The sequence below is a fragment of the Natrinema sp. SYSU A 869 genome, assembly GCF_019879105.1.
GTDB lineage: Archaea > Halobacteriota > Halobacteria > Halobacteriales > Natrialbaceae > Natrinema.
In genome coordinates this window covers 522,008-546,241 of record NZ_CP082248.1, presented here as the reverse complement: position 1 = coordinate 546,241, position 24,234 = coordinate 522,008, and the positions used below count along the sequence as shown (strand labels likewise).

Annotated in this window: 15 protein-coding genes and 9 pseudogenes; 8 read left to right on the top strand and 16 right to left on the bottom strand. The window is 52.8% G+C overall.

Annotated elements, in window-relative coordinates; translation table 11 throughout:
* Nucleotides 1-12: 12 nt before the first annotated feature.
* From K6I40_RS06520 to K6I40_RS06495, 6 genes and pseudogenes are all read right to left on the bottom strand, one after another.
* Nucleotides 13-312: pseudogene (locus tag K6I40_RS06520) on the bottom strand (zinc ribbon domain-containing protein); the annotation flags it as partial.
* Between the two features lie 3 nt (nucleotides 313-315).
* Nucleotides 316-1,200 (bottom strand): annotated as a pseudogene (locus K6I40_RS06515) (IS1595 family transposase).
* Nucleotides 1,201-1,426: 226 nt separating this feature from the next.
* A pseudogene (locus K6I40_RS06510) lies at nucleotides 1,427-2,035 on the bottom strand (GNAT family N-acetyltransferase); the annotation flags it as partial.
* Between the two features lie 35 nt (nucleotides 2,036-2,070).
* Nucleotides 2,071-3,071 (bottom strand): IS630 family transposase gene (locus tag K6I40_RS06505; protein ID WP_222913814.1). Its coding sequence is split into 2 segments (ribosomal slippage): nucleotides 2,071-2,579 and nucleotides 2,579-3,071, totalling 1,002 coding nucleotides; the frame shifts between segments, so codons are not numbered across the junction.
* A gap of 42 nt (nucleotides 3,072-3,113) precedes the next feature.
* Nucleotides 3,114-3,319, bottom strand: a pseudogene (locus K6I40_RS06500) (zinc ribbon domain-containing protein); the annotation flags it as partial.
* A gap of 527 nt (nucleotides 3,320-3,846) precedes the next feature.
* Nucleotides 3,847-3,963: pseudogene (locus K6I40_RS06495) on the bottom strand (IS630 family transposase); the annotation flags it as partial.
* Between the two features lie 324 nt (nucleotides 3,964-4,287).
* On the opposite strand from K6I40_RS06495, the pseudogene K6I40_RS28165 reads away from it, so the two are divergent.
* Both K6I40_RS28165 and K6I40_RS06485 read left to right on the top strand, forming a co-directional pair.
* Nucleotides 4,288-4,445, top strand: a pseudogene (locus K6I40_RS28165) (mandelate racemase/muconate lactonizing enzyme family protein); the annotation flags it as partial.
* Nucleotides 4,446-5,930: 1,485 nt separating this feature from the next.
* On the top strand, nucleotides 5,931-6,077 hold the full coding sequence (locus K6I40_RS06485) for a hypothetical protein (protein ID WP_222913812.1): 147 nt from the start codon (nucleotides 5,931-5,933) through the stop codon (nucleotides 6,075-6,077).
* A gap of 1,473 nt (nucleotides 6,078-7,550) precedes the next feature.
* On the opposite strand, the gene K6I40_RS06480 is transcribed toward K6I40_RS06485, so the two are convergent.
* On the bottom strand, nucleotides 7,551-8,627 hold the full coding sequence (locus K6I40_RS06480) for a mannonate dehydratase (RefSeq protein WP_222913811.1): 1,077 nt from the start codon (nucleotides 8,625-8,627) through the stop codon (nucleotides 7,551-7,553).
* 951 nt (nucleotides 8,628-9,578) lie between these two features.
* Here K6I40_RS06480 and K6I40_RS06475 point away from each other — a divergent pair.
* Together K6I40_RS06475 and K6I40_RS06470 are read left to right on the top strand one after the other, a co-directional pair.
* Nucleotides 9,579-11,030: an aldehyde dehydrogenase family protein gene (locus tag K6I40_RS06475; protein ID WP_222913808.1), complete on the top strand. Its 1,452-nt coding sequence runs from the start codon at nucleotides 9,579-9,581 to the stop codon at nucleotides 11,028-11,030.
* A 233-nt stretch (nucleotides 11,031-11,263) separates the two neighbouring features.
* The gene (locus tag K6I40_RS06470; protein WP_222913806.1) at nucleotides 11,264-12,202 is read left to right on the top strand and encodes a dihydrodipicolinate synthase family protein; all 939 of its coding nucleotides are present in this window, start codon (nucleotides 11,264-11,266) and stop codon (nucleotides 12,200-12,202) included.
* A 109-nt stretch (nucleotides 12,203-12,311) separates the two neighbouring features.
* Here the strand turns inward: K6I40_RS06470 and K6I40_RS06465 are convergent, their stop codons facing one another.
* The 5 genes and pseudogenes from K6I40_RS06465 to K6I40_RS06445 all read right to left on the bottom strand — a co-directional run bounded on the left by K6I40_RS06465 (nucleotide 12,312) and on the right by K6I40_RS06445 (nucleotide 18,319).
* The gene (locus K6I40_RS06465; protein ID WP_222913805.1) at nucleotides 12,312-13,607 is read right to left on the bottom strand and encodes a TRAP transporter large permease; all 1,296 of its coding nucleotides are present in this window, start codon (nucleotides 13,605-13,607) and stop codon (nucleotides 12,312-12,314) included.
* A gap of 1 nt (nucleotide 13,608) precedes the next feature.
* Nucleotides 13,609-14,169: a TRAP transporter small permease gene (locus tag K6I40_RS06460; RefSeq protein ID WP_222913803.1), complete on the bottom strand. Its 561-nt coding sequence runs from the start codon at nucleotides 14,167-14,169 to the stop codon at nucleotides 13,609-13,611.
* 57 nt (nucleotides 14,170-14,226) lie between these two features.
* Entirely contained in the window at nucleotides 14,227-15,258 is a 1,032-nt protein-coding gene (locus tag K6I40_RS06455) for a TRAP transporter substrate-binding protein (protein WP_255681484.1), read from the bottom strand.
* Nucleotides 15,259-16,159: 901 nt separating this feature from the next.
* Nucleotides 16,160-16,916, bottom strand: a pseudogene (locus K6I40_RS06450) (IclR family transcriptional regulator).
* Between the two features lie 959 nt (nucleotides 16,917-17,875).
* Nucleotides 17,876-18,319 (bottom strand): universal stress protein, encoded by a 444-nt coding sequence (locus tag K6I40_RS06445; RefSeq protein WP_222913800.1) that lies wholly within the window; start codon nucleotides 18,317-18,319, stop codon nucleotides 17,876-17,878.
* 101 nt (nucleotides 18,320-18,420) lie between these two features.
* On the opposite strand from K6I40_RS06445, the pseudogene K6I40_RS06440 reads away from it, so the two are divergent.
* Nucleotides 18,421-19,056 (top strand): annotated as a pseudogene (locus tag K6I40_RS06440) (IS6 family transposase).
* 114 nt (nucleotides 19,057-19,170) lie between these two features.
* Here the strand turns inward: K6I40_RS06440 and K6I40_RS06435 are convergent.
* Nucleotides 19,171-20,182, bottom strand: a pseudogene (locus tag K6I40_RS06435) (IS630 family transposase).
* A gap of 176 nt (nucleotides 20,183-20,358) precedes the next feature.
* Between K6I40_RS06435 and K6I40_RS28945 the strand changes: the two are divergent.
* The 3 genes from K6I40_RS28945 (at nucleotide 20,359) to K6I40_RS28940 (ending at nucleotide 21,439) form a co-directional block, all read left to right on the top strand.
* Nucleotides 20,359-20,526 (top strand): alpha/beta fold hydrolase, encoded by a 168-nt coding sequence (locus K6I40_RS28945; protein WP_345779400.1) that lies wholly within the window; start codon nucleotides 20,359-20,361, stop codon nucleotides 20,524-20,526.
* Nucleotides 20,480-20,968: an alpha/beta hydrolase gene (locus K6I40_RS28160; RefSeq protein ID WP_255681685.1), complete on the top strand. Its 489-nt coding sequence runs from the start codon at nucleotides 20,480-20,482 to the stop codon at nucleotides 20,966-20,968. The genes K6I40_RS28945 and K6I40_RS28160 overlap by 47 nt, the downstream gene beginning before the upstream one ends.
* Before the next feature lie 219 nt (nucleotides 20,969-21,187).
* Nucleotides 21,188-21,439, top strand: a complete 252-nt coding sequence (locus K6I40_RS28940) for an ATP-binding protein (RefSeq protein WP_345779399.1) — start codon at nucleotides 21,188-21,190, stop codon at nucleotides 21,437-21,439.
* On the opposite strand, the gene K6I40_RS06420 is transcribed toward K6I40_RS28940, so the two are convergent.
* The 3 genes from K6I40_RS06420 to K6I40_RS06410 form a co-directional block, all read right to left on the bottom strand.
* Complete coding sequence (locus K6I40_RS06420; protein ID WP_222913798.1) at nucleotides 21,328-21,699, bottom strand: ArsR family transcriptional regulator; 372 nt, start codon at nucleotides 21,697-21,699, stop codon at nucleotides 21,328-21,330. The genes K6I40_RS28940 and K6I40_RS06420 overlap by 112 nt on opposite strands.
* 231 nt (nucleotides 21,700-21,930) lie before the next feature.
* Entirely contained in the window at nucleotides 21,931-22,350 is a 420-nt protein-coding gene (locus K6I40_RS06415) for an acyl-CoA dehydrogenase (protein ID WP_255681483.1), read from the bottom strand.
* On the bottom strand, nucleotides 22,347-23,342 hold the full coding sequence (locus K6I40_RS06410) for a ParA family protein (RefSeq protein ID WP_222913796.1): 996 nt from the start codon (nucleotides 23,340-23,342) through the stop codon (nucleotides 22,347-22,349). Before K6I40_RS06410 ends, K6I40_RS06415 begins: the two co-directional genes overlap by 4 nt.
* Nucleotides 23,343-24,234: the final 892 nt, after the last annotated feature.

Genomic DNA, 24,234 nt, shown 5'->3' with positions numbered 1-24,234 from the left:
GCAGGCGGTGAACTACCCCACCTTACTCGCTCGCTCCTTGAGGGAGGGATTTCCTGCTTCCAAGACGCGCTTTGCAGGAACCGAAGTGGTTCCCGTAGGGAGCGCAGTCTCCACAGGCGTGCGAAAATCACTATGTAATTTTTGCAGCCCATCAGAGCCGGACGGTTCTGAGGACGTTGATTCGGAGCGTCCCGCTCCTAACTGCTTGATGCCGCGAGAAAGAATGTTCCAAGCCGCGTTCCAGTCCCTATCGGCGGTGAACTCGCACGAGGGACAGGAGTATTCGCGGACCCACAGCGGCTTATCGGTCGACGCTCATCTCGATGACTCGTAACTCAGGATTTTGCTGAACCAGTTGACGTCATCATTCAGCAAGAGAGCGAGAAAGTTGAGGGAGCCCTGAAGATGATGATTCGAGACGCCTCTGAACTTCGCCAGCCACTGGCGAAGGAAGCTGTGGCGGTTCTCACAGCTGTTTACGTGGGCGTTACCGATCACATACGTGTCATCGTGCGTGATCGCTAGATGAGCGTCAATTCCGTCGTATTCGTCGATGTCATCGTAGATCGTATAGTCGTCGGTACACAGAATCACCGTCTCATCACCCCGGTCGGCAATCTCTTCGTTCACGTCCTGGAGAGTTTCTTGAACCAGAAACTCAACTCGTCCGTCGGAGCGACGGACGAGTGTCACGACTGGCGGTTTGTCCGATTCGAAGCTTCCTCGTCCCTTTTTGAGTCCGCGCGAGCGCGGACTCTCATCTTCCTTCTCGATCCCCTTCTCACCCGCTGTCACGTAGATTTCGTCGGCTTCACACACGTCCGAAAGCGTCAGATCGTCCAACTCACCGCACAACTCCTGCAGATCGTGACGGAAGTTCAACACCGCTTCGTAGTCTCGCTGCAGTTCCGACGCGATCTGTGCGGTCGGCACAGATCACATCTCCTTGATCATGTAGAACATCTCCTCGATGGGGAACTTGCGATGCTCGAAAAATGAGTCCGCGAAATCGTTGAAATACGTCTCACACTCCTTGCACCGGTACTGTTGAGCGTCTTTTCCCGTCGTTCCCTTCTTGATGACTGGATCGCTCTCCCCGCAATAGACGCACGACACCGTCGCGCCGAAGCGGGCGCGACGGAGTCGCTCGTAGCAGTCGTCCGGATCAGGAAGGAACACTTCTACCGAGTCCCTGTCTATCAACAGCAACTAACGAACTCCTCGCTACTGGAAGTTACGACTGGTCGGGATGAGCGAATAATTATATTGTATAATGATGTTAGGGTAGAGAGTCACACACCACGACGAGACCTGACAGTGTCGACACAAACCAGCGACCGGCGACTAGAACGCCTCGAAGGGGGCAATAGCAGAAACCGCCGACCAGCCAGATCCGACGCGGGATGGCTGCGAGGACTGCCGGAAGCTACAGCCGTATTGCCATCATCACTTCATCGATATACTCATCGTCGAGCCGGTAGTGGTTCTCCCTGATCGCTTCGACCGCCCACCCGCGCGATTCGAAGAACTCGATCGCCGCCTCGTTGGTCGAGGGGACGCTTTGATACACCTTCTCGCGCTCGTTCGCGCGGGCCCACTCGAGGGAGAGTTCGAGTAACTGGCTGCCGATTCCGTTCCCGCGGTACTCCTCGAGGACGCCGATCGTCAGTTCTGCGGTGTGGTTCAGCTTCTCGAGGTTTGGGACCCGGAGGTGCGCCCAGCCGACGACCTCGTCGTCGACGGTCGCGACGAAGAACATCCGCGACTCCATCTCGTTGTGCCGGAACAGCACGTTCTCGTGATCGAGTTCGTCCGCGACGCCCTCTGCGACGATGTACGTCATCTCTTCGACAACCTGGCGGATCGCACCGATGATCCCCGAGAGGTCCGCTTGGCGGGCCGATCGGATCGTGGCCGTGACGTCGCCGGCTAGAAACTCCTCGTCGCCGCCGTCGATGTCGATCGCGATGTGGAGCGTCCCGTCGTCCTCCTCTAGGTAGCCGTCCCGCTTGAGGATTGCGAGGTGATGCTGGAACTCTCGGCTGTAGTGGGGTTCACCTATAGTAGGAGTTAGAAATAACTGCTCATCTTTGGTACAGAGAGCTGATTAAGTGCGGTATCGATCGCCGTTGTTAACTCGCCAAGTGAGTCAAAAAACCGATTGCTGAGAGCCGTTTGGAGCTGTCGCCAGCACTCTTCGACCGGGTTGAGTTCAGGAGAGTACGCCGGTAACGTGACGAAGGCGAGGTCGTCACGGGCCGCCAGGTCCGTGACGGCCGATGCCTGGAAATACGGCGCTCCATCGAGCACGATGATTAGATCTTCTTCGAATTCTTTGCATAACGCGAGAATGAAATGTTTCGCGTGATCGGCAGTGACGTACTCGGTGAATCGTGAGAAGAAGCACTCGCCGTCTTCGGTGATCGCGCCGAGCAGACACGTCCAGTCGTGTTGGCCAGAAAGTTCGACGCTCGGCCGCGTGCCGCGCGGAAACCACGCGGCACGCGGCTCAACCTGGACGGATTTCTTGGTCTGATCGATGCAGACTACTGTGGCGTCCATCTCCGCTCGCTTTTTTTGAGTTCGTCACGGAACTCTTCTGTGTCGGATTCCTCGGCTTCGGCGGCTGTGCGGCGCGGTTTTTGGTAACTCAATCCAGCTTCTTTGAGCAACCGCCGGCAACTCGGATAGGAGTACTCGACGCCGTAGGTTTCTTCAAGAAACTCCTGGACGAGCGCCGGCGTCCATGCCGGCGCGTCGATCCCGACTTCCTCGGGAGGTTCGTGAACGGTTTGTTCAAACTCTTCTTGCTGTGTTTCTGAGAGCTTTCGTTTTCTCCCGGATCGGTGAGCATCAGAGACGGCTTGCTCAAGCGGTTCGTCCGTATCGAGTCGCATGAGCCAACTGTAGATCGTCCTTCGACCAGTGTCGTGCCACTCTGCAAGTTCGGTCTGTGTCACGCCGTTCTTGTACTCAATCGCCGCTAACAACCGTTGTGTCGGCTTGTTTCCCTCAACCTTGTCAAGGGCGTCTTGGAGTTCTTCAACGGAAATCTCGTCGAGATTGTCCATTGTCTACAGTAACAATCTACGGGCGAAAAATTCTAACGGTTACTATAGCTGTTGAAGACCGTGAGAAAGAACATTGTACGATGCATTCGCATCCCTGCCCGCCTCAAACCCACACGACGGGCAACTGTGTTCCCGTACCCATAACGGTTTGTCTGTCTCCCACCACACTTTGCACACTCTTTGGTCGTGTCACGCGGGTTGACTTGAACGACGTGGGTGTCGCACAGGTCGCCCTTGTGCTCCAGCACTATCTTTTTCGTACTGTCTCGTTCCCATCCCGATATTCGGGATCGTAGCAAGGTTCGAACCTACACAGGATTACAGGCATAGGACTGTAATAAAATATCGATCATCGAAACCATCATGGTATGTAAATTACACTTGCTTATGGGAAAATCCACATATGGTCGGTACATCTGCAAGATACTATGTATATTCACTAGGAGTGGAAGGTGGATATAAAGATGTGGGGTAAATGTCCACTCTCCTCTTCGTTTCCGAATATACGAAATCATATGCCCTATTAGGTCATATAACCACCAAAATTAATTTCTATTATTAACATAGAACGAGTAATGAAGGCGGTCCCTTCTGCTTCTACAAGTCAGCACATTCTCAGGAAGCATATCTGCGTTTTTCTTCTCCGTGGGATTCTCTGTCACTACAAGGACGATAATACATAAAATAGAGTCCCTATCCCGTATTATCACCTATACGAAAAACAATAATCAATCGTTCGTCGCTGAACGTCGTACCACTCAGATAACTCAGTCTACGTGACGCCGTTTTTGTACGCTATTGCCGCTAAGAGTCGTTGCATCGGCTTCTTTCCCTCCACGTTGTCGAGGTAATCTTGCAATTCCTCGACAGAGATTTTGTCGAGATGATCCACTACGTTTAGCAACAATCTCTGAGTGAAAAGTTCTAACGGTTACTATAGCGCCGTTGAGGCGGCTGAATTCTGGCATAGACACCTAGAATTCTGATCACCTCGCTTTTCAGACTATATCTGAACAGCGCCATTGCAGACAGTGCAAACGTGAGCCCGATTACAATCGCGCTGGTCTACATGTTCTCGTGGATGATTGCTGGCCTTGCAGTCTGCCTCTCACAGAATATCCAACTGTCAGATGTCGGGCTTCGACGGGGCCGGCTCCGATGGCTTTCCATAGCGGCCGTGGTCGCGCTGCCACTCATCGGTCTAACCCTCGTGTCCGCCCTCGAGGTCGACTGGTGGGACGAGCTACTCGACCGCGATGACCCGCTCATTGAAGATGGCTACATCGACGTGCCGACCGAACCTGGCCTTGGAATTAACTGGACGACGAGGTCGTCGACGAACACTTGCGAACCGAAATCGACAGATTCGACTGATCATCGATCGAGAGAGATCCCGTTCCCATGCTCTTCGACGAGGTTATTCGTTTTCCCTCCCATCTCTTCGGCTACTGATTCGAGTTCCGGTTTCGCAGTGCCATAGAGTTTCATCTGATAGCGCGTGAATCCGCCTAACTCGAGGAATCGAAGCCTGAGCCGATATTCGGACTTCTTGTTGACGATGTATCGGTGCTCCTGAAGCGTACTGAGATGTTTGTGGACGTCACTCGGAGCGAGATTGAGACGATCGGCGATTTCTATGACGCTGGCGCCGTCTAGCTCTTTAAGGAGATCAATTATTTGAGGGTCGTCTCGGTCGCTTTGATCGGGTGTTTTGCTTCATCTCCTATGACTTTTAATAGTTTGGTCGGGCGAACGAGCGTTTTCTTCAATAGAGAATCCGACCGAGAGGAACCGAAGTATAATCACATCGCATTCGGTATACCTCGAATACTGCTTTTCGGAGGAAGCAAGTAGTGACACTGTCCGTTTCGCTGCTCGAGGAAAGGCGATAGAAAACGCGACTGCTCGTCCGTCTCTACCACTAATTCAAGCAACAACAAGATGATCAGTCTAGAGACACTTATAGTAATTTCCAGAAGTGTCTACTCACACCTCTCCCCAAATCTTCGAGAGACAACGAGACACGCCAATCTTCGGCGGGTGCCACTACAAAGACTCCCAGATTCTACTATAGTTCGCTAACCTTGATATCAATTTCTGCCTAATGTATCTATTGGAGAATTGAAGTACAGAGCGAAATTTGAGAACGTTCTCCGCATCTTTACGATAACACTATCGTAAAATCGCCGCTCTATCGGGAGACCGAGCGGAACAGATTTGCGACCAGCCGTATAATCTCTCCATACATGTAAAAATGCGATAATTATATAACCGTAAATAGGCTCAATCAAACGCAGCAAGCGCCTTTCGCTCGGATTCTCTCTGAGAGACTCTGATTTAGCGAAACCGGCCGATTTCATACTATATTTACAGTATTGTGGCCGTAATCGATTGCAGACTACTAGCAGAATCGGGAACAGTAATAGACTGGCTTACAGCTATATGTTTGTAATTTCCTTTGTGATAAATTCGCTCGCTACGACAGTTATCCGCCCATTCTCTATAAGAGAAAGTCAGGCGGGATAGGAACCAAAGCGAGAAAATAGTTTGGCGGGTCGTGCAACCGTTAACAGTTATTTCTCGAGAGATGTCGACAGGGAGTCGTCTGGTTCGACTAATTAGACCTGTTTCCACTGTGAGACCTCGTCCTCTAACAGAGAAATGCAATAGCGTTTCAGTCTGTTACTCCTGATTCATCGATACATCGGCAACGGTGTGAGCCGACCACAAACGAGACGTATGGAGGTGTCACCGGAGTCAAGGGAACTAATAATTCAGCCAAAGACGATCAATAGCACGTCTTCCGGGGATCCAACAATAATCTGCCCACAAATACGCAACGAAAGCCTGATATTGATGATGACCGAGACTGGTGAACGGTCAGTAAATCTGGACGAGATCAACCTTGCAACTGCACTGGACGCGATGGTTGACCGCGTTGACGCGACGCTCTACCAGCCGGGTGACGAATTCCCACTCGTCGCCGATCGGGAAATCGGCGAGTGAGAGACCACGACCGACAGGAACTGGTATGCAGTAACTGGATTAGATTACTCTGGTTAGCAGCCCATACTGACATTCCTGTCAACGCGAACGATTCGAAACGGCCGCTCGAAACCATATAAAAACATGCGAACCGAGTCGGAGATCGACGACACGATGCGGGGCAGAATGAACTACCCGTACGCAGGCTTTCGGACGTATGATACCATCGGTGACAGAGACCTGTTCGGCGTCGGGCTTGAGGGCACAGGCGCGATGGTAACGAAGTATCATGATCGCGCTCGACAGCTCCCGATCGGCGGGTACACCGTTTCAGGGCGTAACACGAGTCCAACTTCGGTCCTGAAACCGATAATCGCCCCTCCGGCGAGCGAGTCGGGTTGAGCGACAGCATTACCTTGAGTGGCATGTTCACGACAACGGGCGACCGTGGGACCGGACAGTGTCCGATCCGGAGGCCAGTGAACCCGTCAAACATCACAACCCGATCGCACATTCCAACAAGATCTGGTGGGCGCGTAGGTGGACTATTGCCGGCTACTCGCAGTACTCTACGGAACCCGGTGCGAAACGGTACCCCTACGTACCAGCCTGACACAGAGCCATCTTCACTATTCAATCAATAGTCCGGATTCTACAAAATAGCGACTATCGTGGCGACACAAACGGTGTCGGAAACGATACGAAACACTGTCAACTGGCCGTCAGTCGGCTCCCTGCGGTGGGATGTGTCCACACCGAGTACACCTGAACTGGGGATATTCGTACGGCGCGGCCAGTGGACGGTTACAGCTGTTACAACGCATCGTTCGGCACTATTAGCACGACATCTAATAAAGATCCATCTGACGAATGACGAAGATAGGCGAAACGAACCGCTCGAAAGAATCGAATTGATCCGCATCTCCGAGAATATGCTGTTAGCTCTGGGATGCTGTTCCCTCTCGGAGGTAGCGTCGATTCAGAGAAGAATAATCTGCTAACTGAATATGCTTATAAATAGGGGAATAAAAAGCGAAGGTGACCATGCGATACGTTTCACTCCTGAAATGCGTACGACCGGCATCGGCCTCAGAAATTCCATGTTCAGAGGGATGGGAGCTGCCAGCGTTGCAGTCGCGGCACTCCCATTCGTGACCGAATTTTGGCTCCTCAAGCTGTAAAAATCTCCATATATCGTCTCCTTAGGTACGAAGATTCGATTATTTCGAATTTAACTGACAAACTTCCGGACGATATGCGTGTAACCGGTCTTGGATCGCTACGAACGGTCTATCTCATGACCGGTGCGACGAGTTCGGTTCTGTTCGGTGCGGTCACCGATTGAGGATACTTCGACGAGGCGTTCTTCGGACTCGCCATTGCCGCAGGCGTGATGCTGTGTTTCATCGCACGGACATCGAGCGGGTGAGACTCCATCACTGATCATACCGGTCGAAAACAAACGGACATTCGAACCGACCGAAGGAAAGCAGTCTACTCGGTCTCTGCCACTGTCGTCGCCTGCTGTGGTTCCGTTCGAACGGTATCGATAACGCCGCGAAGGTATCCGACGGTAAACCCGCGGGCGCGGTGTCGCCAGTCATCGTCCCCCTCCATCTTCGGCACGTGGTCGGGAATAACTGTCCCCTCGTACCCGACGTCGTGAAGCGTTCTAACCGCCTCAGCGGTGTCGAAGTTCCCCGTATCGACGAACGTCTCGTGGAACTTCGGTACCGTTCCAACGACGTCGCGGAAGTGAATAAAGGCGATCTGGTCACGCTCGCCGAAGCGACGGATGACGTCGGTGACGTCTTCGCCCATCTGTGAGAAACAGCCGAGACAGAGCTTCAAGCCGTGATTGTCGCTCGGAACGAGCTCCATGGCTTTCTCGAAGTTCTCGACGTTCCGGAACAGACGCGGAATGCCCCCAAGCGACTCGAGACTCGGCGGATCGACCGGGTGGAGTGCGAGGTCGACGCCGGCCTTCTCCGCGACCGGCAGTACGGTCTCGAGGAAGTACTGGTAGTTTTCCCAGAATTCCTCTTCAGTGTACGCGCGGTCGAGACCGGGGGCAAGTTCGTCTGGATCGTCGAGTTCGTCGTAATCGAAGGCGGTCGCCTCGGCACCACCTCGCGTCTCGACGGGCGAGGTTCGCATCGGAACGACGCTGCGAGGGTTCCACTGATATCCCAACACTGGGATGCCGGCCTCGCCGAGGTTCTGAATCAGGGTCGTGATCTGGTCGAGCGCGTCGTCTGCCCCGTCGCGCCCGAACATGATATCACCATACATCGAATACGGAAGCGATTGAATGCCCGTAAACGACAGTTCCGCGTCCTCGATACGGTCTCGAGCGGCTGTGAGCTCCGAGACGGACGGAATCTGGTCCGGCCCGACTGCGATCGTATCGCTTCCATCGCGATCGTTGAATTCGTCGGGCTCTTCTTCCGTATCGGCGTGATCGACGAAGATGTCTGTTGCACCGAGTTGGCGGATGTATCGCAGTCGGGACTCCGAAAGAGATCGCGTTCGAACGCCGACACGGACAGCAGCACTGCTGTTTCGGACCATACCATATCCCTCTCATGGACCGACTAAATCATTACGGTGAGGCGTTCACACATTCGGAGTTGAGAGGAGGGAGAACAGTTCTCAGCGAGATTCGGAGATGGCTTGTTGAGACTTCGCCAATGAACTGAAAAAAGCTAGAGTGGTCTCCGTCTGCCATGGGACAGGAGTACGGAGCTAGCCTTTCGAGAGCTAAGACAAGTGGCGCAACATCCTTAGTCAGGGTCTACGCGGTAGCCGACCCACATGGTCTGGCATCTGACCGCATCTGTTACGCCTGTTGTTGATTCCCGTAATGGATCATAAGTTCTGCTATCTCCATGGCGTATGAATATATACTGATAGAATCCACTGTTTTCGAGTATGGTTTGATAGCAGCCTGTCGCTCGTGTACTATTACTCAGTCACATATTGCGGCTACCGTGACGACACTGTAACCGGGCTATCAAACTGGAGAATTATGGCTTAGTCGACATCGCTGAATACAGCCTTTCCGGCCGGAGAGCGGTTCTTCCTGCTGACGAAGATGTGGCCACATTTACGTTCGTCAGGTAATTATATAATATTACTGTCATCATTAAGGTTATTACTACTACCGTGTGTGGCATAGTGCTACCAAACACCTCTGTATCAGTCGTTGTAATCTCCTCCATATCGTCAACGCTTTCGACCGCTCTGTCCGATTTCGCTTAGCGCTGGCGGTTATCCTGGAACTGTTTCTCGTCGATAATTCTAAAGAATGCGATCTCCGTTTCCGTATCAGTAACGCGCTTCTTTGTCGTGCTTAGCAGTCTCGATCTGGTTTGTTATCCGTCTGACAAGCTTATCCGAATACGATTGTCGCTGGTTCGAGTTGGTTCGGTGTCATTTGCTTATTGTAGCGGTATGTATTTCCGCTGAACGTCGGTCAATACCATAACTAACGTATACTAGCAGAGAAAAATGGTACATGGAATGTCGACAGAGTATTCGAATTATATCGACGGAGGGTGGCTCGAATCGGAAAGCGGCGGCATGTTTGAGGTCCAAAACCCGGCGAACGCCGACGAAGTCGTCGGAACGTACCAGGCATCGACGCGAGACGATGTCGAAGCTGCAATCAATGCAGCGGTCGCTGCCCAAGACGACTGGGCCGCCACTCCCGGTCCAGAGCGCGGTCAAGTCCTCAAGGAAGCCGGTAATCTTCTCAACGCGCGTAAAGATGAGGTAACGGAAACACTCGTCCGAGAAGAGGGGAAAACTCGGAGCGAGGCCGCTGGAGAAGTACAGCGCGCGATCGATATTTTCTCTTACTACGCTGAAAAGGCCCGTGATCTCGGTGGAATATCGAAGTCACCGAGCGCACCCAGGAAGGAACTCCATACGAAACGCGAACCGCTCGGAACTGTTGGGCTGATCACCCCGTGGAACTATCCCATCGCGATTCCGGCCTGGAAGCTCGCACCAGCACTTGCTACCGGAAACACGCTGATCATCAAGCCCGCCTCGGAGGCGCCGAATATGACGCGGGTTATTTTCGAATGTCTCGATGAAGCGGGCATTCCCGATGGCGTCGCGAACTTCGTTACAGGTTCGGGGAGCGAAGTCGGCGCACCCTTGGCCGCACACGATTCCATCGACGGCGTATCCTTCACTGGGAGCACGGCGGTCGGAACGGCGGTCGCTCAGTCTGCAGCAGATGATCTGAAGCGTGTCCAGTGTGAGATGGGCGGAAAGAATCCCACTGTGGTCATGCCTAGCGCCGACATTGATGACGCTACCGACATCGTCGGCGTTGGCGCATTCGGAACGACGGGCCAATCGTGTACTGCCTGTTCCCGTGCGATCGTTCACGAAAATATCTACGACGAGTTCGTCGACGCGATCAGCGACTACGCGGAATCGCTCAAGGTCGGCCCAGGACTGGACGATCTCGATATGGGTCCGCACGTAAGCGAATCGGAACTCGAGAGCACCCTTGAGTACGTCGATGTCGCTCGTGAAGACGGTGCAACGCTGCAAGCAGGCGGAAACGAGATCACGGGGAAAGAGTTCGACGAGGGGTACTACGTCGAGCCGACAGTATTCGCGGACGTTGAAAGCGAGATGCGGATCGCTCAAGAGGAAGTCTTTGGTCCGGTTCTCGCGGTCTTGAAGGTGAGCGACTTCGAAAAAGCCGTCGAGGTAGCGAACGACGTTGAGTACGGACTCTCGGCAAGTATCGTCACGCAGGATCTCACCGAAGCGAACCGATTCGTCGACGACGTTGAAGCAGGTGTCGCAAAGGTCAACGAGAAAACGACGGGGCTCGAACTTCATGTCCCGTTCGGCGGCTACAAGAATTCCTCGACGAACACGTACCGCGAACAGGGCGACGCTGGACTCGACTTCTTCACCAGTACGAAAACCGTCTATATGAACTACTGAACGCTTCGATCGCCAATATCGCACGTACGAGTCGGACGTTCCGTCACCGCGAACATCCTTCTTTCTCCACGCTCGCCATCGAGGCTGTCTTGAGCACCCGTTCATGAGCGCACGAGAGATTTCGCCCATCGGCTCCGAAGAACAACCAAAAACCAATACAACATCGTGCAATTTTCGCGAGACATATCGACACAGACGATGGTTTTATGCTATCCCAAGAGACAAACGTATCTATGGCATTGTCTGCCGATGAGGTGCAGGAACACCTACGTGGCGTCGCTGTCGGTCTCCTCACTCCGTTCGACGAGGAGAGCGAAATCGAGTACAAGAAAATCAAGGAAAACGCAATCTCCCTCTACGACGAGGGAGTCGAAACGTTTCTCGCAACTGCGAATATCAGCGAGTATCACTCGCTATCCCAGCAGGAACGAATAGCAGCCGCCAAGGCGGCCGTCGAGGCGCTCCCAACGGATGCTTGTATTCTCGCTGGCGTCGGAGGGAGTACGGCTGACGCCCGAGAACTCGTTCGAGAGTACGAGCGAATCGGGGTCGACGCGATGATGGTCATGCCTCCGGACCATACCTATCTCCACGAGGAGGGCCTTCTCGAGTATTATCGCAAACTCGGGGCAAGCACTGATCGGCCGCTTGTTCCCTACGTCCGTGGATTCGACCCATCTGTTGACTATCTCGGAAAGCTCACACGAATCGAGAGCATCGTCGGGATCAAGTACGCACTGAAAGATACCGTGAAACTGGGCGCCGGAATCGAAGCGGGTGATGATGACGTCGTCTGGGTCAATGGTCTCGCAGAACCATTCGCAGTCGCCTACTGGGCGGAAGGCGCCGAAGGGTTCTCCGCCGGTGTGAGCAACTTCCGTCCGGAGATCGGACTTGAACTGTTCGATGCGCTCTCGAACGGTAACTGGGAGCGTGCGCGGGAACTCCGGAACATCTGTCTCCCCTATCAAAATCTCCGCGACGAGTACGGTGAGAACAACGAAATTCCTGGCGCTGTCAGCGTTCCTGTCGTCAAAAAAGGACTCGAACTCGCCGGACTACACGGCGGGGAAGTCCGCGACCCGATCCGTCCCCTCTCCGAGGACCTCGAGCACCGCGCCGAAGAACGCTACAGCAAACTCGACGATGATATCGCCCGTTTAATGGAGTAAGATCGCGTCTGTCTCCGTTTTTGTCGTGATGAATTGTCGGTAATCGCCTAGTCACTTTCAGTACTGGAACCGTTCGGTCGTATCTGAGACAGTGTAAACGAAGGCGGAATTAGAAGAAGAAGTTATTCGGTAGGAATGTCGATACTTCTGGCACGAGTGCGACGATAAGGATAACGACCAGTAGCGGGATATAGAACAGAAGCATCGCACGCATGACCGTTTCGAGTGAGGCGTCGGTCACCTTTTCCAGGACGAAGAGAACAGATCCTAGCGGCGGCGTTACGACGCCGGTCATGAGGGACAGGATCATGACGATACCGAAGTGAATCGGATCGATCCCAAGCGTCCCGATGATTGGCATCAGGATTGGGACCATGATCATAATCGTAGCGGTGATGCTCATGAACGTCCCGATGAGCATGAACATCGGAACGAAGATCAGAATCGCTACCGTCGGGTCCGTCGTAAATCCCGTAATAGCGTCGGCTAACATCACCGGGATCCGAAGCTGTAGCGCGACGAGCCCGTACAACATTGCCAGAGAGATAATGAACAGAATAGCGAACGTCTCGACCATTCCCTCTTGGAACTCCTCGAGCAGGATACCTCCCGTGAGCGATCCCTGATAAAAGCCCAGTAGGATCGCGTAGACGACTGCGACTGCGCCAGCCTCTGTCGCGGTGAACACGCCGGAGAGAATCCCACCGACAATGAAAATGGGGATCAACAGTGCAGGGAGGGCGTTGTAGAATTCACGCCCGATCATCCGAAGACCAACTGCCTCACCTTTTCCATATCCCTTCCACCGAACGACGAGATACGTGAATACGGAAAGCACTGCGGCGAGTAGCAGCCCGGGGACGATTCCCGCGAGGAAGAGGGCACCGATAGACTCCTCGGCTAGAACACCGTACAGGATAATCGGAACACTCGGTGGAATGATTGGGCCGATAATAGACGAGGCGCCGGTGACGCCGATTGCCGTCTTTTTATCGTACCCCTGTTCGCGCATCGCATTGTACTCGACTCGACCGAGTCCCGCCGCGTCGGCGACGGCCAGACCCGACATCCCGGAGAAGATGACACTCGCACCGATATTGACCTGTGCGATGCCGCCGCGGATCCGGCCGAATACGGCGTTCGCAAAGTCGAACACTTCCGTCGTCATGTCCGTCCGATTCATCAATCGACCTAACATGAGGTAGAACGGGACTGCAAGCAACGTGAACGAGTTCAGGCCGTGCATCAACTGATTCGACATCAGTCCATAATTGAGGGACGGACCGAACGGGGAGAGCATTATCAGTACGCATGCTGACCCGATTGCGACTGCGACGGGCATACCGAGCGCATAGAGGACCAATAGTCCTCCGAGGAAGATGAGTGCAATCAGTAGTAGTTCCATCTCACTCGCCCTCCTTGTTTGCATAATTGACCTTCTTCATGACTTGCTGGCTGACATCGGTTTTCGCTAGTAGGGTCCATAGATTGATCAGTTCATAGAAGACCATCATTGCGAGGGAGGCAGAGATGATACCGTACATCCCGCCCTGTGGAACCGCCTTGACACCGATCATGGGGGTCCCCCAGTTCCGGCTCATCGCTCTGAATCCGGCATACGTCAAGATGATCAGGAAGGCGATTGTCAATACCTGCGCGAGGATATCGACGAACGTTCCAACTGATGGGTATCGTTTCGTAAGCTGATTGGAAACGATGTTCATCTTAATATGTTCACCGTTTCTGGAGGCGACGGCCGCACCAACGAACGTCCCGGTCATGAGCGAATACCGTGCAATCGGTTCCGTCCACCACGCTCCGCCGCTGATTGGGAGATTGAGGACTCGAACAAGTATCTGAAGTGACGTCAACATCAACATTAATATAAATAAAAATGTTGCTATATTTAGTACAATTTTGTCGTACCACGTGTCTTTTTTCAAGCCTAGTGACTGATCGATATCCATGCCAAATAATAATGGTCACCGTATTATAGTAGCACCGATTTCATCGGACCGCCGATCTCAGAGGTTCTGCCACTCATCCCAGGTACCCGCATAGGTTTCTTCGAATAGTTGTTCGATAGCAGGAGCGGCTGCCTCATAGAATGCCTCCGAGTTGACATCATCGATGATTTCCATTCCGTTTTCTTCGATCTCGGTGAGCAGTTCCTCTTCCGTGTCCCGGGCCCACTGTGTCGCCTCTTCCGTGACTTCACTGACGATTTCGTCGAACATCTCCTGATCGGACTCGTCCAGTCCATCGTAGAAGCTGGTACTGACGTACATCTGTCCGCTCTGGGGCAGATGGCTAGTGAGACTGTAGTAGTCCTGAACTTCCCAGAGACTGAGTGACGAAATCTGAGCCGGCGGGCCTTCGGACGCACCGACGACACCCTGTTGAAGACCCGAATACAGCTCATCAAGCGAAACAGGCGTGGGACTTGCACCAACAGATTCCCACGCGTTCACCCATGCATCGTGACTCGGAAGCCGTAGATCCATCCCCTGCACGTCTTCGGGAGCGCGGACAGGTTTGTTCGACGTAAAGTGTCGCATCCCCCTGTACACGCGAGGCCCTGCGACCCGAATCCCTGCTTCCTCGAGTGCAGGGTAGACTTCTTCGTTGAACTCGTCCGTTTCCATGATCTTTTGCTGATGCTCGAAGCTCTCGAGAACGAACGGCGTGTTGAAGAAGTAGTATTCGGGCGCGTGAACGTCGTAGGCGTCAGAGCCGCCTGTGTACATGTCGACTGCACCTTCGGACATCAGGTCGAACGTCTCGACTTCCGAGCCGTAGGATCCACCGTAGGAGAAGTCGACGGTGATGTCTCCGTCCGACTCCTCTTCCATGCGTTCCTTAAATCGTTTACCCGCATGTACTAGCGAGGTTCCTTCTTCCATCACGCTTGCGAGCGTGATCGTGGTCCCACTATCTCCACCAGCACACCCAGCGAGGCTTGTCAGCCCAGCTGCGGTGACGCCCATCTTTACAGCCTGTCGGCGCGTGACATTAGTCAAACAGCTATCTCCACCAGTCGTCTGATTGCCAGACATACCCACACAATTGTAGGGCTAGTATATGAATGTGTCGGCACGGTCTAGATAAGAAAAACCGCAATACATGGTGATGACGAAGTGACGGTATCGACTGTAAAACTACCATATTGGATCTGATATAGGCGGACTCTGTTCTCCGAGTAGCGATAATTCGGCTGCTTCAGCAAACTTTCCATAACCAGTGACAATCTCATATCTCACCAGTAGCGCTGTAACAGACTCTAAAACGCTCCTGTACGTCGGAACCGAGTAATTAGACAGTGCCAATGTGTCCTTCACTCTATGCTGCTAACAGATTTCATATACACTCCACGGCTGGAGCATAGAATCCCCACAACTCGTGACGAAGTAGCAGTTGTTCTGAAGATTCGCTGTGAAAGACACAGCCTAGTCTCGGAGAGAACAGATCCGCTCTGTCAGGGGAGACGTCCCTGTACGGCCTAATAGCTCACTTCGGCCGTCTTCTTGGGCAAGACAATTTTTCGCTTTGCCTCACCCCATTTCGCGGACAGTCTCGGTCAATTTCCACTTCAGCTCGTCGAACGGTATGTGAATCGTGTTACGGGTCGTCATCGTTTCGAGACGCTCGTCGCACGCCGGCTCATCGCGATATAGACGATCCAGACGGAACACATTCGTTCGAAGATTTCGTTGCCGAAACGCTCTGGGCGGCGCGCAATCCAATTATCATCGCCGACACCGGTTCGGGTTGCTCAAGTGGGGACGTACTCAATGTGATCACCGAGTCCCTCAACTTGGCTGTCGTTTCGGCGTACAAGGCGAACATTCGAATTTTAGTGAGTAAAGTAGAGGGTTCGAAACAGTCAATCGGCGAGTCGAACTCGAGACGATCGATACTCACTGTGTTCACTGAAATTGGAAGACAAGAAGCGGCGGTTCAGTAGCTCAGACCCAGTCCAATGAGGTTCAATTTTGAGATAGTTTATTGGGAATCCCCTCTCGGAACCGTTCGTTATCCATTCTACTTTTCGGCCCGGAAACACTTATCGCACCGATGGTCTTCCCGTTATCCAGTATCGGAACCGCGACACAGCGGAGTCCGTTTATCCTCTCCTCGTCATCGAACGCGATGCCCCGTTCGTGTACCCCTTCTAACGTCTCAAACAGTTCTTTCTTGTCCGTAATCGTTCGATCGGTCTTGGACGGGAGACCGTGACGGTCAATGATTTCCTCAACCCGTTCTTTCGGCAGATGGGCCAAGATCGCCTTTCCGAGTGCGGTATTGTGGAGGTACACTGCCTCGCCCGTATGTGTGTCAATCTGGATTGCGTTGTTCCCCATCGACCGGTAGAGATAGATTCCGAGTCCGTGCTCTTCGACCAAAAGGTTCGTTTTTCTCCAGTCTCCTCTGCCAGCGATTTGAGTTCCGGTTTCGCAGTACTGTACAACTCCATCTGGTGACGTGTGTATCCGCCCAGCTCGAGAAAGCGAAGCCCTAATCGGTATCCTGTGTTAGATTTGACAACATATCGACGCTCTTGGAGCGTGCTGAGGTGTTTGTGGACGGCAGTTGTAGAGAGATCGAGTCGATCAGCGATCTCCGTAACGCCCGCTTCGTCCATCTCTTTGAGGAGATCGATGATGTCGAGAGTTGTCTCGGTCGCTTTGACCGGATATTTGGCTTTATAGCCCATGCCCACTGGTTCTGCGTCAGTCTGCATAAGCATTTCCTTCAATAGAGGATCCTGAACGATCAAAATGAGACGCGAATTTGCAACGTGTGATCTACTATCTTGATTGAACGGACGGCGAATTCATCTCGTTGAGGTCGAGCGATACTGAATTACCACTCCCGTTATCTGGGTAGTGAACGGATATCTGATGACGAAGTGTTCAATCCACCACGGCCGATCTTGATCCTGTTTCGGGATTCTCTGACAGAGGATCCCTCCAAATAGCTCATCGAGTGATGCCAAAAATATTCTTTCCCAATGCGGTATATTCAACCTTCAGCCAACAGCGGACAAAGATGTCCGTGAGATCCAGATACCAATTCTCTCGATTTCGCCCCAATTTATTTACTATCATGTATGTAAATATGGATATGTAGGGGCGGAAGTCGGATGCGTCCTTGTTCTTCTCTGCTGGAGGAAGTGAATATTGCATCCTCGGTGTCGTCATCTGATCAGTTTACAGACGTATGATAGTAAATCAAATGCCGACAGTCTACACCGCCTCGAGTGATCTCTCGTACTTGCACAAACCTATGTTTGTAAAGGTAGTAACGGATAATAGATTTTGTCCGACATTGTAACTCTATCCTCTACAAGAGGATTTGGGGTGTTTTCTCCTCTCTCAGAGGAGACCATTGGAACTACCAGCATCACTCCCGTCTCAACGAAATTGGTGGCTCCGTCTGCGATTCAGGTAAGAAGAGACAAGAGCGGAGAGAGAAAGAGATACTCTCCGCTATATCGGTAGACCGATTCTCGACAGATCCAATATTGTGAGCTCGTAAGTACGAAGTGGAAGTGCGATATCACCGATGGTCGGGTCCGAGTGACTATCGGTAGATCTGGATGGGAAAATTGTACATAAAATATGATGGAATCTACAGCAGATAGTCTCACGTCTATTGTCGCTTAGCTACGCATTATGATGACATCGTCGTCACGGTGACTGGGCCATCAAAGTGGAGGATTATGGATTGGGCGACATCGCCGAATACGGCCTTTCCGGCCGGAGACCGGCTCTTGCCGCTGACGAAGATGTGGTCACAGTCACGTTCATCAGCGAGTTGGATGAGATCGTCTGGAATCGTTCCGACAATTCCTACTACCGTGTATGGCACATCGCTACCAAACGCCTCTTTTGTGATCGCCTCTGCATCAGTCGTTGCAATCTCTTCCATATCGTCAACGCTTTCGACCGCTCTGTCTGACTTCACTCGGCGCTGGAGATTATTCTGGAACTGTTTCTCGTCGATAATTCTACAGAACAGGATCTCTGTCTCCGTGCCAATAGCGTGCTTCTTTGCCGCACTCAACAGTTTCTGATCCGGTTTGTCACCCGTCTGGACGACAAGTACTGTCCCCATATGGTCTACAAAGCAAGGACAACACATAAAACTCAGCACTATCTGCGGGGCTGTGTTTAGTTAAGCGTGAAAAGTGAGGCGGGACGATTTTGTGCTGGTCTATGGCAAAAACCGACCGCCTCAACGGTTGTAGCGACTGGATCGATTTGAGCTTTGTGGAGTGAGAACGGACACCGCGTCAGCTGATGGAGCTCGGTATTCGACTCCACCTTGTCGGATTATCGCTTTCAAATACCGTTCGAGAACTCGAGAAGTTCGGTGTCGAGCGATCACGTAAGGCTGTTCATGATTGGGTACAGAAAGCCGATCTACAGCCAGCAACTGGCACGAATCCGAATCACGTTGCAATCGACGAAACTGTGATTCGGATCGATAATCGCCAGTATTGGCTGTACGCTGCAGTCGATCCTGAAACGAACAGAATTCGCCATATACGGCTGTTTACAACGACTACAACCGCATTGACCGAACTTTTTTACGAGAACTTACCGAAAAACATGACATCGAAAATGCTGTGTTTCTCGTCGATGGAGCACAGCATCTCCAGACAGCACTCCGCCGACGTGGGCTCCGGTTTCGATACGAAAAACATGGAAACCGAAACACTGTCGAACGTATCTTTAGAGAGATAAAAACGACGTACCTCTTCGTTCTGAAACTTCTTTAGTCACGTCAGACCATCAACCGCAGAATCGTGGCTCCAAGCCTTCGCTGTCTGGCAGAATGCTACAAACTAAACACGACCCGCACAACAAGCCAATCCAATATGACGCGGAAGAAAGGCACGCATCAAAATCATCTTCCGAAATTGTGCCCAATACGTGACAGAAAGTCCAGCGTCGAAGTCGTTACTATAGTAGGAGTTGGAAATAATTGCTCACTTTTGGTACAGAGAGCTGATCAAGTACGGTATCGATCGCCGTTGTTAACTCGCCAAGTGAGTCGAAAAACCGATTGCTGAGAGCCGTTTATAGCTGTCGCCAGCACTCTTCGACTGGATTGAATTCAGGAGAGTACGCCGGTAACGTGACGAAGGCGAGGTCGTCACGGGCCGCTAGGTCCGTGACGGCCGACGCCTGAAAGTACGGCGCTCCATCTAACACAACGATCAAATCATCTTCGAACTCTTTGCATAACGCGAGGATGAAATGTTTCGCGTGTTCGGCGGTCACGTACTCTTCGAATCGAGCGAAAAAGCGATCACCGTCTTCGGTGATTGCGCCGAGTAAACATGTTCAATCGCGTTGTCCAGAGAGTTCAACTGCTGGCCGCGTGCCGCGTGGTTTCCGCGCGGCACGCGGCTCGACTTGCACGGATTTCTTGGTTTGATCGAGACAGACTACTGTGGCGTCCATCTCCCGCCGCTTTTTTGAGTTCCTTGCGGAACGTTTCTTGCTCGTCAGCCTCTGATTCGGCGGCTGTGCGGCGTGGTTTTTGGTAGCTCAATCCCGCTTCTTTGAGCAACCGCCGACAGCTCGGGATTGAGTATTCAACATCGTAGGTCCCGTCAAGATACTGCTGGACGAGCGCCGGTGTCCACGCCGGCGCGTCAACTCCAATGTTCTCTGGTGGTTCGTGGATAGTTTCTTCGAATTCTTGTTGCTCTTTTTCCGAGAGCTTTCGTTTTCTCCCAGATCAGTGAGCATCAGTAACGGCCTGCTCAAGCGACTTGTCGGTGTCGAGTCGCTTGAGCCAACTGTAGATTGTTCGTCGGCCAGTGTCGTGCCACTCTGCTAGTTCGGTCTGCGTCACACCGTTTTTGTACGCAATTGCTGCTAATAACCGCTGTGTCGGCTTGTTTCCCTCGACGTTGTCGAGAGCATCTTGGAGTTCTTCGACGGAGATTTCGTCGAGATGGTCCATTAGTATACGCAACATTCCCTGGGCGGAAAGTTCTAACGGTTACTATAGTGCCAGTTTCCATGTGCCTGGCGAGGTCACCGCCGTTGCGAGCAAACGGGCGTTCGGAACTATTTAGTGGATACCACGTTTCAGCGCCGTAGCCCACGCAAACAGTCACCGCTACAGACGGAACAGAGATTGCCTACGAACAAGAGGGATCGGGTCCGCCGCTGATACTCCTCCACGGGGGATCGGGGACCCGCCGGACTTGGGATACCCTCCGCCCGCACCTCACCGACGACTTCACACTTATCGTTCCTGACCGGCGGGGCCGGGGAGAGAGCGGCGACGCCGACCGTTCCTGACCGGCGGGGCCGGGGAGAGAGCGGCGACGCCGACGAATATCTCCTCAAGCACGAGATCGGCGACGTCCGTGCGCTCGTCGACGCCGTCGACGGCGAGATGACGGTGTTTGGACACTCGTACGGCGGTCTGGTCGCGCTCGCGGCCGCCGAGCGGATTGCCGTCGATCGACTCGTCCTCTACGAACCAGCGATACTCGTCGACGAGCACCGTGACGACGACCTGGCCGATCGAATGCAGGACCACCTTGACGACGGTCGACGGGAGGAAGCGATGAAGCTGTTCTATCAGGAAGGTGCCGGTGTCTCGGAGCCTGAGCAACTGCCGTTCTGGCCCAGCGAGGTGAACTTCGATCTTCTCGAAACGGTAATCCGGGAGAATTACGCCGTCGAGGAGTACGAACTCGCCGAGGGCCACACCGTCGGTGTTCCGACGCTCTCCTAACGGGCGAACACGGTCCCGAACACCTGCGGGATGCCGCGTTCACCCTTGACAAAACCCTGCCCGAGAGTCAACTCGTGGAACTTGACGGCGTCGGGCACGTGGCCATCGATTCGGCTCCCGACCGCGTCGCTGCAGCAATCCGAACCTTCGCTCGGGAGACAACGAGTCGATAACAGACGGAAACAGGATTCGCGGTAGTCACGGCGACCGAGACAGGGAATACATGCGACCACTGGGATCGGCCTAGCGCTTTGTCAACGGATCGTTGAGCGCTACGGTGGTCGAATCTGGGTTGACTCTGAACCGAGAAAAGAGTCAACGTTCTCGTTCACACTGCCTCGGAGAATCCTCCTCGTTGGTCACTGTTCGTTCTCCACGCTCGGATATGACTCGCTGGGAGAGTGTTCGCGCCAGGCCTCCTTGTCCTCCTCACCGAACTGCTCGTTGTACAAGGCAGTCGCCCGCTCGTAGCCACTGTACCCTTCAAGTCGATCGACATCGTCGGTTACCGCCCAGTACGTTGCCTTGTGTTCGACTAGGCCACGGTTCTTCAACCGCGAAAGTCCGGTACTGACCGCTCCCTCATCGAGGCCAATCTGGGATGCAATTTCGCACGCCTTGAACGCGCGATCATCTTTGGTGACGAGAAAACTGAGTACCTGATCCGGGACCGGAAGATCTTCGAGCTCTTCCTCGCTCGTGTTCTCGAAGGTTTCTCGATCGATGGACATCGTTGGATGAAGATCTGCCCTCCGCTGTCAAGAGTGTTAGGTGCGAAAGCTACGAAAATGTTCACGGGATTCACCTTTCGAGGCGGACTTTGAGATGGTGACTCTCGTATCGGCCGCAAAGCAAGAAGACGGTAGTGTCTCAAAGAACCCAGGAGCACTCAGAACATTTGGCTCCCCTTCTACTGGAGCAAGCGGATCTCTAGTCGAGTTCGCCGAATCCTTCGTCGCGCATCAACTCAGCAACACCTTCTGGATTTTCGAAGCGTACTTTAGTGCAAATTCCCGTGCATCCGATTTCGGAATGTCGTTGTTCGTCTCCAGCTCATCAGCGAGCGCACTCCGAAAGTCCGACTCTTGGTCAGTGACTTCCTTCCGGAGATGGGCCTCAATCCGCTCGTCCCGCTCGTCAAGAACTTTACTCCGGCGAACGAAGTACGGGTACTTGTGGTCCTCTGATTCCGGTTCATTCGTCGATACCGACTGTGACGTAGACTGTTCAGCGGTCTGGTTCGCCGAAGTCTCCGACGAGTGCGGCTGGTCTTGATTCTGCTGACCGTCATTACTCGAGGAGTCATCTGGTGATCCAGAATCAGTGGTTTCCTCGGTATCATCACTTTGGCCGAAATCGAGGTCACCAGCACCGTCCTTCATCGCGCAGTCACCTCCGTTTCAGTATCATCACTAACATCGAAGGATCGCTCACCGTAGTCGGCGATATCGAGTGTCAGTTCTGAGTCGATTTCGACACCAAAGGTCTCAGTCGCTATGAACGCGGCCAGTTCATAGATATCAGATGCGGTTTCGAGTTCGCGGTCCCGAATCCGACGCTGTCCGGGCTCGCTAACCATTTCGCCGTCTTCTTCGAACGTCTTCCAGCGTTCCTCGATCACCTTGTACGCGGAACCCCGTGCTTCCCACATCGTATCCATCAAGCTCTCCCGATCAGGGATCGCGACCGGTGTTGCGAACTCATCAGTATTCTTGAACTGTTTGGAGTACTGTTGGTGTGCGTTCGTCTGGCCAACACCGGATGGGACAACACATGAAAGACCGACCTCGATATCTAACCGAGCCTCCATATTTCCGACCAATTCGTCGAGCCCCTCGAGGCTCAGGTTTCCTTTTCCGGCTGGTTTCACCGGCGCTACCAGCGTTCGCATGGCATAGATAGAGTTATACAACAGGTCTTCCGCTCGAGCGTTCGGGTCGATGAGGACGGCGTCGTATTCTTCATTGAGTTGCTGTTCGTTCCACAGCAGATCGTAGAGGAGTTCATACCGCGGGAACTCCTCTTTGCTCATGTTTTTCATACCCGTTTCGTAGGCGATCTTTTGCTCGAGATTCGAGGTGAAATCACCGAGCATATCGTGACTCGGGATCACGTCGACGCCTTCATCCGACGTTTCAATGAGATCGGCGAACTCGCCATCAGGCATTTCAAGGATATGTTTGACCAGATTGTCGGCTTCTGGATCACTTCGGTGTTCCCCCACATCGAATTGGCTCGTCAGGTTCCCCTCCTGGGGGTCGAGATCAATCACGCAGACGTCCAGCCCCATCCGTTCTAAGCTGACAGCGAGATTTGCGGTTGTAGTGGTTTTGAAGGTGCCACCCGATTCTGAGTACACGACGACAGTTATCATAGAGAGACATACAGGCACTTAGCACATAAATCTGTTCCAGACAATCGGGACATGTATCTATTACATATATCTGTAACAGAGATCTGTTACAGGTATCCGATACAGACTTCTATAACAGATATCTACAACAGATTCCTACACCACCACTGTCGTGCGATTTTCTTCTTCCAGAGCCATCCCAACGAACGACTATAATAGATGAATTCTGTATGTCTGGTCCAGTGATTCAAGACAGCCATACGTACAGACCTCTGTAACAGATGTCTGTAACAGAGACTGTATCTCTATCTCATAGAACCTCAATTCTGCAGATCTGCCCAGAAGACCGTTATAGAGGTCTATTACAGACATCTGTTACAGAAATCCAGTATACGCATTCTTCCTCACGCTGAAGAGCAAGGCTTCCTCTGTGGAGAGTGCTTTTGGCAAGCAGTATAGGAGAATTCTCGGGGCTTGACCCTAAGACGATTCACCCTACAAGATCTCCTTCTTGCATAGATCGCACCGCGAAGGTGAACCCCCACACCCCGTGTGCGATATGAAATCAACGAAAAGGTGGGAGGGTTGATTATCGATTTAATGGATCTTACACCCTATATGCCGATTACTCCGAAAGAGAGGTGCTGTACTGGAAGAACAAGGGAAAGTCTATTTCAATGGGAAGATTTATATTGTTTCTCCGGAAACCAAAGCCGCACTAGAGTTAGAGACCGCTGAAATGAGATAGATATTTCAGCAGATCTTAGTAGAGTTGCCTCATTTAGATCCTCTATCTAATCGCTGTTTACGTTCAGAACTCCGTCGCTGGCATCTCTCTAACAGTTTTCTATACAATTCCTCTCAAGAAGGTTGCCTGTGCCTTTCGCAAATTCATATCGCACACGGGGTGTGG

Coding starts and splice junctions, on each gene's coding strand:
- K6I40_RS06475 (WP_222913808.1), top strand. CDS start 9,579: ATGTCGACAGAGTATTCGAATTATATCGACGGAGGGTGGCTCGAATCG.
- K6I40_RS06455 (WP_255681484.1), bottom strand. CDS start 15,258: ATGTCTGGCAATCAGACGACTGGTGGAGATAGCTGTTTGACTAATGTC.
- K6I40_RS06410 (WP_222913796.1), bottom strand. CDS start 23,342: ATGATAACTGTCGTCGTGTACTCAGAATCGGGTGGCACCTTCAAAACC.
- K6I40_RS06415 (WP_255681483.1), bottom strand. CDS start 22,350: ATGAAGGACGGTGCTGGTGACCTCGATTTCGGCCAAAGTGATGATACC.
- K6I40_RS06460 (WP_222913803.1), bottom strand. CDS start 14,169: ATGGATATCGATCAGTCACTAGGCTTGAAAAAAGACACGTGGTACGAC.
- K6I40_RS06465 (WP_222913805.1), bottom strand. CDS start 13,607: ATGGAACTACTACTGATTGCACTCATCTTCCTCGGAGGACTATTGGTC.
- K6I40_RS06485 (WP_222913812.1), top strand. CDS start 5,931: ATGACCGAGACTGGTGAACGGTCAGTAAATCTGGACGAGATCAACCTT.
- K6I40_RS06480 (WP_222913811.1), bottom strand. CDS start 8,627: ATGGTCCGAAACAGCAGTGCTGCTGTCCGTGTCGGCGTTCGAACGCGA.
- K6I40_RS06470 (WP_222913806.1), top strand. CDS start 11,264: ATGGCATTGTCTGCCGATGAGGTGCAGGAACACCTACGTGGCGTCGCT.
- K6I40_RS06420 (WP_222913798.1), bottom strand. CDS start 21,699: ATGTCCATCGATCGAGAAACCTTCGAGAACACGAGCGAGGAAGAGCTC.
- K6I40_RS06445 (WP_222913800.1), bottom strand. CDS start 18,319: ATGGGGACAGTACTTGTCGTCCAGACGGGTGACAAACCGGATCAGAAA.